The organism is Candidatus Eisenbacteria bacterium (genome assembly GCA_035712145.1).
Lineage (GTDB): Bacteria > Eisenbacteria > RBG-16-71-46 > RBG-16-71-46 > RBG-16-71-46 > DASTBI01.
The window spans coordinates 26435-36350 of record DASTBI010000032.1 but is presented as its reverse complement, the minus strand read 5'-3'; the positions used below and the strand labels follow the sequence as shown (position 1 = coordinate 36350).

Below are 9916 nucleotides of genomic sequence, written 5' to 3'. Positions count from 1 at the left end.
GTGCATTCAGCACGATGGTTGCGCCTGCAAGCGGGCGTGGCTGAAGATTCTTGCTTCGTTTCCCGGTTTCTGCAGTACAATTTCCTGCGATTTCCAGACCGCCATACTGCGGTCACCGAGGCTCCGCACATCAGTCCCTTGCCCCGCGGACTCGGTCCTGATGGTCCCTTTTGTTGGAGACAATTGAAGATTGAAGCCGCGGTCTGCTCCCCCGACTGACCTGCGTCTGCCCGTTCAGGTCCAGGCTCTCGCCTGCTTCGCGCTCTGGTGCCTCGCCGTCGCGTGGCCGGGCGCGAGCCCCGTGCTCGCCCAGGAGCATGCTCTGCAGTTCGGCGGGACCACCGGTCACGTGACTTTCGGCGACTCGGCCGCTCTCAAGCTCACGCAGTTCACCATCGAGACCTGGTTCCGGAAGGACGGCGCCGGATCGTTCACGTCCACGGGGGACGGCGGTTTTCTCGCGATTCCCCTGGTCGCCAAGGGTCGCGGCGAGAACGACACCGCCTCCGAGGACATGAACTGGTTCCTCGGGATTCGCGCTGCGGACAGCGTGCTGTGCGCGGACTTCGAAGAGGGTGCCGCGGGATCGTTTCCGAGCCGGAACCATCCGCTGGCCGGTGTCACGCCGATCGTCCAGGGCATCTGGTACCACGCCGCCGTGACCTACGACGGGACGCGCATGCGGCTCTATCTGAACGGAAACCCGGAATCCGAGCTGGCGGTGAGTGAGCCGCCGGCCGCCGCCGGCACCCAGCACGCGGCGCTGGCCACGGCCCTCAGCACCGGCGGTGCGCCCGACGGCTCGTTCCAGGGCGCGCTGGACGAAGTGCGCGTATGGAGCGTGGCGAGGGCCGGCTCGGAGATCCTGGCCACGATCAACGCGTCCATCTCGACCCCGACCGACGGACTCGTCGCGCGATGGGGACTGAACGAAGGCGCGGACTCCACGGTGCACAGCTCGGCGGGCACGCCGCTGGATGGATCGATCGTGGGGACCGGCTGGAGCTGGGCATCCGGCGCGCCGTTCGATCTGCCGCCGCCGCCGCCGCCGGCTCCACCCACCGGACTGTCCGCGGTCTCGCCGTTGTGGTCACGGGTCGATCTGAGCTGGACGGATGCCGCCGGCAACGAATCGGCATACGAGATCGAGCGCTCGACTTCCGGCAGCGGCGGCCCCTTCGTGCTGATTGCCGTGCGGCCGGCCAACACCACGAGCTACGCGGACACTCATCTCACCGCGGTCACCGAGTACTGCTATCGGGTGCGCGCGATCAACTCTCAGGGCGCCTCGGCCGATGCGGGACCGGCGTGCGTCACGACGCCGGCGGTGGGCAACACCGCGCTGGCGTTCGTCACCAGCAGCGCGTACGTGACCTTCGGCGATGCCGCGCCTCTCAAGCTTCCGCAATTTACGCTCGAGACCTGGTTCCGGCGCGATGGCAACGGCCTGACGACATCGACCGGGTTGGGTGGCATCGATGACGCCATCCCGTTGATCACCAAGGGGCGCGGCGAGAATGACAGCCCTTCCGAGGACATGAACTACTTCCTCGGCATTCGCGCTTCGGACAGCGTCCTGTGCGCGGACTTCGAGGAGGGTGCGGCGGGATCGTTCCCGAGCAGGAACCATCCCCTGGCCGGTGTCACGCCGATCGTCAAGGGCATCTGGTACCACGCCGCTTTGACCTACGACGGATCCTCGCTCCGGCTCTATCTCGACGGCAGCCCCGAGGCGCAGCGGGTGGTGGACCAGCCGCCGGCGGTGGCGGGCACGCAGCACGCCGCGCTGGCTGCGGCGCTCAGCACCACGGGCGCTCCCCAAGGGCTCTTCAACGGCGCGCTCGACGAAGCGCGGATCTGGAGCGTGGCGCGCACCGACGCCGACATCCTCGCCACGATCAACAGCGTGCTCGAAGGCCCAGCCGCTGGTCTCGTGGCGCGCTGGGGCATGAACGAAGGCTCGGGCAACCTGGTCCACAGCAGCGCCGGGACCACGATCGACGGCACCATCCTCGGCTCCAATTGGGCCTGGGTCGCCGGCGCGCCGTTCGATCTCGCGCCCACCGAGCCGCCTGCGGCGCCCAGCGATCTCGCGGCCAGCTCTCCGTTGTGGTCGCGGATCGACCTGACGTGGACCGACACGCCGGCCAACGAGACATCCTATGAAGTCGAGCGTTCAACCGCGGGTCCCGAAGGCCCGTTCACGCTGATCGCCATTCGCCCCGCCAACAGCACCTCTTACAGCGACCAGGGCCTGACCGGGTCGACCGAGTACTGCTATCGAGTGCGGGCGATGAACTCCGCCGGTCCTTCCCCATACGCCGGACCGGTATGCGCGGTCACGGGTGAACCGGGGAATACGTCGCTCTCGCTCAACGGCTCGAGTGCGCACGTGCGCGTGCCGGACGATCCGGGCCTCCGCCTCTCCTCCTTCACGGTGGAGACCTGGTTCCGGCGCGACGGCGCGGGAATCGGGACCGACACCGGAGTGGGTGGAATCAGCGACGCCGTTCCGCTCGTATCCAAGGGACGCGCCGAAGCCGATGTCGCCGAGGCCGACGTCAACTACCTGCTCGGCATTCGCGCCTCGGACAGCGTGCTGTGCGCCGACTTCGAGGAAGGCCCGTCGGGAGCCGCGCCGGGGACCAACCATCCTCTGTTCGGGACGACGCCGATCGCGCCCGGTGGCTGGCATCACGCCGCCGTCACCTATGACGGCTCCGTCTTCAAGCTCTACCTCGATGGCCTGCTCCAGACCGAGCAGACCATCGGCCGGCAGCCCGCATCGGGCAGCACCGTTCCGCTCGCCATGGGCAGCGCGATCAATTCGCAGAACGTCGCCGCCGGGTTCTTCCATGGAGCGCTCGACGAAGTGAGGATCTGGGACCACGCCCGCAGCGCGGCCGACATCCAGTCGGCGATCAATGGCCGGCTCACCGGGCAGATTCCGGGGCTCGTGGCGCGCTGGGGGCTGGACGAGGGATCCGGAGACCAGGCGAGCAGCACCGCCGCACTCGTCGCCACGGGCGCCATCGTGCAGCCCGGGGCATCATGGATCGCAGGCGCGCCGCTCGACCGATCCTTCAACCAGCCGCCGCAGACGCCTGTCCTGGTGACTCCGGCCCATCAGTCGACCGTCGCCAACAATGCGCCGTCGCTCGGTGTCTCGGTGCTCGATCCCGACGGCGGCGATCTGACCGTGACCTGGCACGGGCGCGTCGTCCCCGCGGCAGGACCCGACTTCACGCTCATCGGCCTGCCCGATACGCAGTACTACACGGGCGAGGTGAACGGCGGCAGCAACGCGATGTTCAAGGCACAGACGAATTGGGTGGTCGCCAACCGTGTGCCTCGAAACATTCCTTACGTCGTTCAGCTCGGCGATTGCGTGGAAAACGGGCAGAACGCCGGGAATCCCATCGAGTGGATGAGGGCGGATACCTCGCTGTCGATCCTCGAGGACCCGAACACCACCGGCCTGAACGATGGCATTCCCTATGGCGTGTGCGTGGGCAACCACGACCAGTCGCCGAACAGCGACCCGGACGGCTCCACGACGGAGTTCTACAACCAGTACTTCGGTGTCGCCCGGTTCGAGGGGCGCGGCTACTACGGCGGGCACTACGGAACCAACAACGACAATTGGTACGACCTGTTCAGCGCCAGCGGCATGGACTTCATCGTGATCGGATTCGAGTTCGACGAGACACCCGATCCCGCCGTGCTCGCCTGGGCCGACCAGCTCCTCACCACCCATGCCGATCGGCGGGCGATCGTCGCCACGCACTACGTCATGGACATCGGTCACGGTGCGCCGTTCTCGGCGCAGTCCCAGGCGATCTACGACGCGCTGAAGGGGCACCCGAATTTCTTCCTCATGCTCGGCGGACACATGTGGGGTGAAGGCCGCCGCCAGGACACGTTCAACGGGAACACCGTGCACTCGCTGCTCGCCGACTATCAGGGCTCCGCCAACGGCGGCAACGGCTACCTGCGCATGTTGGAGTTTTCGCCCGCGAACAACGTGATCCGCGTCCGCACCTATTCACCGTGGCTCGGGCTCTACGAGACCGACGCTGACTCGAGCAGCCAATTCACGCTGAGCTACCCGATGTCCACGACGCAGCCCTTCCAGGTCCTCGGCAGCGCTGGCGTGTCGTCGGGCGCCTTGGCTTCGCATTTCTGGGCAGGTCTTGCGCCCAACACGACCTACGAGTGGTACGTCACCGTGAGCGACGGGAGTCTCACGACCACCAGCCCGACGTGGCGCTTCGCCACCGGTTCGGTCACGGTGGGAGTCCCGAAGCCGCCGCCCTCCAGTCTGGCGCTGCTGGGGATCGCTCCGAACCCCGCAGTCAACGGCTTCCAGGTGGCCTTCACGCTGCCGCGCGAGACTTCGGCGCGCATCACGCTGCTGGATCTGCAGGGTCGCGAGGTGGCGACCCTGGCCGATGGGCGCTTCCCGGCCGGCAGGAACGCGGTGCCCTGGAAGCGTGCAGCTGGCGCTCAGAGTGGCGTTTACTTCGTGCGGTTCCAGGCTCTGGGCGCAAGCTTCGTGCGGCGCGTGGTCCTGATGCACTGATCGCCGGGGCGCGGGCACAAAAACCCAGCGGTTCCGCACCCGCGCGTAGGTTAGAATCTCTCGTCGCGTCGCCGGCCGCTTCCAGGCAATCACGCCCGCCGATCCCCTTGCCCCGCGGGCGGATTTGCTGGCCGGCGAGGAGGTTCCCGTCCGTCCTCTCGGCTACCCCATGTCCATGCTGGCAGCAAAGCTCGGCTGTCGACGTCGCGCGTGCCGTTGGCCGCGAGCGGCAGCCTTGCTGGCGATCGTTCTGTCGTTCGCCTCGCATGCGCATGCCCAGGGGCCAAACAAGGCGCTCGCCAGCGAGTTCGATGCCTACGTCGACTTCGGCAACCCCGCTGCGCTGCGGCTCAGCCAGTGGACGATCGAGATGTGGGTGCGGCGCGACGGTAGGGGCTGGGGTCCGGAGATGGGGTCGGACGGCCTCGAAGACGTGGCGCCGCTTTTCGCCAAAGGCCGTCACGAAGGCGAGAGCGGCGCCGTGGACATCAACTACTACTTCGGCATCCGCCGCTCGGACGGGGTGATCGCGGTGGAGTTCGAGGAATCGCAGAGCGGAGCGTCGCCGAGCGCCAACCACACGCTCTACGGCATGACCTCGCTCGGCATCGGCCCGTGGTATCACGTGGCGACCACCTACGACGGAGCCACGCTGCGCCTCTACCTGAACGGGTTCCCCGAGGCCTCGCTGGTCGTCAACCGCCCGGCCGCGACGTCGTGCGTCGGCGCCGCCGTGCTGATGGCGGCGCTCGACACCGAAGGCATTCGGGACGGGCAATACGTCGGGCCGGTCGATGAAGTGCGCATCTGGAACGTGGCGAGGAGCGCCTCGCAGATCCTGGCCAACGTCAACAACCAGATCACCTCGGCGCAGAGCGGCCTGGTGGCACGCTGGAGCATGGACGAGGGCTCGGGCCTCACCGTGAGCGGATCGGCAGGCACGTCGATCACCGGCACGGTGCACGGCGCATACTACCGGTGGCAGGACGGCGCGCCATTCACCGCCATCACCAACCGTCCGCCGCGCGAACCGTCGCTGGTCGGTCCGGCCGACCGCGCCACCGGAGTATCGACCGCGCCCAACCTGCGGGTATCGATCAACGATCCCGAGACCACTCCGATGACGGTGACGTGGTTCGGACGCATCATCACCCCGTCGGCGGCTCCGGAGTTCATGCTGGTGGGTTTGCCCGACACCCAGTACTACACGTCGGAGCTCGACGGATCGAACGCGATGTTTCGCGCACAGACCGCCTGGGTCGCCAGCCAGCGCGCGGCACTCAACATCGCGTACGTCGGCCATTACGGCGACTGTGTCGAGAGCGGGGACAACAACGGGAATCCGATCGAGTGGATGCGCGCCGATACGGCGATGACGAATCTCGAGAATCCCGTCACCACCGGCCTTCCTCACGGCGTGCCGTACGGCATCGCGGTGGGGAACCACGACCAGTCGCCGATCAGCGACGCCGATGGGACCACGACTTTCTACAATCAGTACTTCGGCAGCGCGCGCTTCGCCGGACGTCCGTATTACGGCGGCCACTTCGACGACAACAACGACAACCACTACCAGCTCTTCACCGCCTCGGGGATGGACTTCATCGTCATCTCGCCCGAGTTCGACACCAGCCCCAATCCCGCGGTGCTCGCCTGGATGAACGGCCTGCTCAGCGCCTATCCCAACCGCCGCGCGATCATCATCAGCCACTACATCACCAACACCGGCAACCCTGCGTCCTTCAGCGGCCAGGGCAAGGCGATCTATGAGGCCCTCAAGGGACACTCCAACCTGTTCCTCATGCTCTCGGGGCACATCGATGGGGAAGGCCGCCGCCAGGACACGTTCAATGGGAAGACCGTGTACACGCTGGAGACCGACTATCAATGGCACGCCAACGGCGGCGACGGCTTCCTGCGCCTGATGCAGTTCTCGCCCGCCAACAACTCGATCCGCGTGCGCAGCTACTCCCCGTACCTCGGCCAGTACAAGGTGAGCCCGGACTCGGTGAGCCAGTTCACCATCAGCTACGACATGACGGCTGGTCCGGCCTTCGCCGTCCTCGGAAGCCAGAGCGGCGTGACGTCCGGAACGACGGCCACCCTGCCATGGACTGGCCTGATCGGCGGACGGACCTACGAGTGGTACGCGACGCTCGACGATGGCACGACGATCACGCGCGGACCTTATTGGCGGTTCACGACGTCCGGCACGGTCGGCGTCGAAGACCGGAGCCAAGCCTTCGATCTGGCGCTCGTTCACCCGAACCCGAGCCAGGGCGGTGGCAGGATCGTCTTCACGGTCCCGGTCCGGAGCGCCCTGCGTCTGAGCATCTTCGACGTCCAGGGCCGTGAGGTCGCCCGCCTGGCCGAAGGCGATTACGAGCCCGGCAGCCATTCGGTGGACTGGGACGGAAGCTCCCACGGCCGCCTGCAGAGCGGCATCTACTTCGTCCGCCTCGACGCGCCCGGAGCCCATCGGGTGCGCCGCCTGGTCCTGATGCGCTGAGCGCATCGCCCCGTAAGAACTGCTGGAAAGCCGGCGGGCGCCTGCCGATACCCCACGGGACGAATGCCGCGAGTTGCGGACCACGTTTCGAGGTTACGGTCAGGAGGCCCTATGAAGTCCCGTGATCGCGCGGCGCTTGCGGCGACATTGTCCCTGCTCGCGCTGCTGAGCGTTGCACCGGCCGCTCTGTGCGGACCGGACGATCCCCCGATGCTCAAGCAATACCCCGAGGCCAAGGTGCTCAAGCACACGACCCGAGCGCTCGAGGCCTACTGGATTCCGGTCGGCCGGCTGTTCGGCGACGGCCAGGCGGAGAGAGTAGAGATCGTCGAGGGCAAGTGGACCCACTTCACGTACGCCAATCCGGCCAAGAGCTCGGTCCTCGAGATCGGGCGCAAGTTCGACCAGAAACTGCGCGAGGCCGGCTTCGAGATCGTCTACGACTGCCGCGACGGCAATTGCGGCTCCGGCGGGCGCAAGACCAACGGAGACTGGTGGGATCCGACGTACCAGCGCCGCTACATCGTCGGCAAGCTCGAGAGGAGCGGGGGAGACGTGTGGGTCTGCGTCAACGTCTGGTCCAAGTCCGCGACCGTGGCGGGCCAGCACGATGTGGACGTGATCGAGGCGAAACCCGACCCCACGCGGGCGGAGCAGGTGGCGCCCGACGAGACCGACGCCGGATGGCTCGAGCGTGAGCTGATCGAGTCGGGACACGTGGCGATGCGCGGCATCGGGTTCGACGACAAGAAGTCCGCGCTCATGCCGTCCTCGCAGCGCTCGGTCGACGCGATCGCCCAGGTGCTGGCGCGTGATCCGCGTCGGAAGCTGATGCTGGTCGTCCATGGCGACGGCTCCGGCGACGTGAAAGCGAGCGTGACGAAGACGCGCAAGCAGGCGAGCATTCTGGTGGCGGCACTGGTCAAGAAGCACAAGGTCGCGCCGAACCGCATTCTGGGTGAAGGCGTCGGCCCACTGGCTCCGGTGGCCCCCAACACTCCGGAAGGAAGCGCGCTCAACCGCCGGGTCGAGCTCGTGCTCCGGGAAGGCAGCCCGGGCCCGTCGCTCAAGGCAAGCCAGTCCGAGTAGTCGGGTTCCTCGAGTGGCGCGGGTCCGCTACAGATTCTTGTAGTCGGGTCCGCCGCCGCCCTCGGGCGTGGTCCAGGTGATGATCTGGTACGGATCGGCGATGTCGCAGGTCTTGCAGTGCACGCAGTTCGATGCGTTGATCCGAAGCTTGAGCCCATCCGGCTTCGTCTCGTCCGGCACCATCTCGTAGACGTTCGCGGGACAGAAGTGCTGGCACGGATTGCCGTACTCGCTGCGGCAGCGCGTGGCGCAGACGTTCGTGTCGGCCACGACCAGGTGCGCCGGCTGATCCTCTTCGTGCATGGTGCCCGAGGCGTAGACATCGGCGAGCTTGTCGAAGGTGAGCTTGCCGTCGAACTTCTCCGGCGCCGGCTTCCCGTTGGGATGGATCGAGGCCAGCTTGCGCATCTGCTGGTGACCGGGCCGGTTCCGGAGACGGTCGCCGAAGAGATCGCGGCCACCGAGGACCATCTGCACCCCGGTGTGGAACAGTCCCGCGAACAAGCCGTGCTCGAATCCCTGGTGGAAATTGCGCACCGACTTGAGCTCCGCGGCCGCCCAGGAGCTCTCGAACTTGCGCTCGTAACCCGCCAAACGCTCCTTCGAGAAATCGCTCGCCGCCAGGCATTCGAACGCCGTCTCGGCGGCGAGCATGCCCGACTTCATCGCCAGGTGGACGCCCTTGAGCCGCGCCCCGTTGAGGAACCCGGCGCTGTCTCCGCACAAGAGCACGCCGTCGGCGGATAGCTTGGGCATCGCCCAGTAGCCGCCTTCGGGAATCGCCTTGGCGCCATAGGAGACGAGCTTGCCGCCGTCGATCAGCGGACGCACGAGCGGATGAGTCTTGAACCGCTGCAGGTTGCGATGCGGATCGGTGGTCGGATCGTGATAGTCGAGCCCGGTGACGAAGCCGACCGCCCAATGGGTGTCGTCGAAGCCGTAGATGAAGCCCCCGCCGAAGGTCTCGAGCGGAAGCGGCCAGCCCATGGTGTGCATGACGCGGCCCTTCTGCACTCGACCCGCCGGGACTTCCCACAGCTCCTTCACGCCGGTGGCATAGACCTGCGGATTCCTGCCCTCGGTGAGCTCGAGCCTGGGCTCGAGCGCCTTGGCCACCGTGCCGCGGGGCCCTTCGCACAGCACGGTCAGCTTCGCGCGGCAGTCGGCGCCGGGCTGATACGTCGGTTTCTTCTGGCCGAGCTTGTCGATTCCCTTGTCGCCCGTTCTCACCCCGACCACCCGGCCGTCTTCGAGCAGCGGGCTGGCTGCCGGAGTCTCGGTGGCAATCAGCACGCCCTTGCTCTCGGCAATGCCAGCCATCCACTCGGTGAGCGTGCCGAGCGAGGCGATCAGGTTCCCGTGGTTCTGGAGCATGGGAGGGACGAACGGGAGGCGGAACTGTCCACCGTCCCACATCATGTAGACGTCGTCGCTCGTGACGTCGCTCGCGACCGGACAACCTTGTTCGCGGAAGTCGGGGACGAGCTCGGCCAGCGCGCGCGGGTCGAGCACCAGGCCCGAGAGACCGTGCGCGCCGACGCGCGCCGACTTCTCCAGCACCGCGATCGTGACCTCGGGGATCGCGGCGGCTGATCCCCCTGCGCTCACCGCCTGGTTGTGGCGCTCGATCAGATTCGCGAGGTGAATGGCCCCGGCGAGCCCGGCAGGTCCGGCGCCGACGAACTGGACGTCGAAATCGAGGACTTCGCGCTCCATCGTCACCCCAGGTTCGGTTT

Annotated in this window: 4 protein-coding genes; 3 read left to right on the top strand and 1 reads right to left on the bottom strand. The window is 67.1% G+C overall.

Annotation, left to right across the window (positions count from 1 at the left end):
• Positions 1-190: 190 nt before the first annotated feature.
• The 3 genes from VFQ05_01870 (at position 191) to VFQ05_01860 (ending at position 8180) form a co-directional block, all read left to right on the top strand.
• Positions 191-4582 (top strand): LamG-like jellyroll fold domain-containing protein, encoded by a 4392-nt coding sequence (locus tag VFQ05_01870; GenBank protein ID HET9325498.1) that lies wholly within the window; start codon positions 191-193, stop codon positions 4580-4582.
• A gap of 235 nt (positions 4583-4817) precedes the next feature.
• The gene (locus tag VFQ05_01865; GenBank protein ID HET9325497.1) at positions 4818-7091 is read left to right on the top strand and encodes a LamG-like jellyroll fold domain-containing protein; all 2274 of its coding nucleotides are present in this window, start codon (positions 4818-4820) and stop codon (positions 7089-7091) included.
• 111 nt (positions 7092-7202) lie between these two features.
• Positions 7203-8180 (top strand): OmpA family protein, encoded by a 978-nt coding sequence (locus VFQ05_01860; protein HET9325496.1) that lies wholly within the window; start codon positions 7203-7205, stop codon positions 8178-8180.
• Between the two features lie 27 nt (positions 8181-8207).
• Here VFQ05_01860 and VFQ05_01855 read toward each other — a convergent pair whose 3' ends face one another.
• On the bottom strand, positions 8208-9896 hold the full coding sequence (locus tag VFQ05_01855; GenBank protein HET9325495.1) for an electron transfer flavoprotein-ubiquinone oxidoreductase: 1689 nt from the start codon (positions 9894-9896) through the stop codon (positions 8208-8210).
• Positions 9897-9916 lie beyond the last annotated feature (20 nt).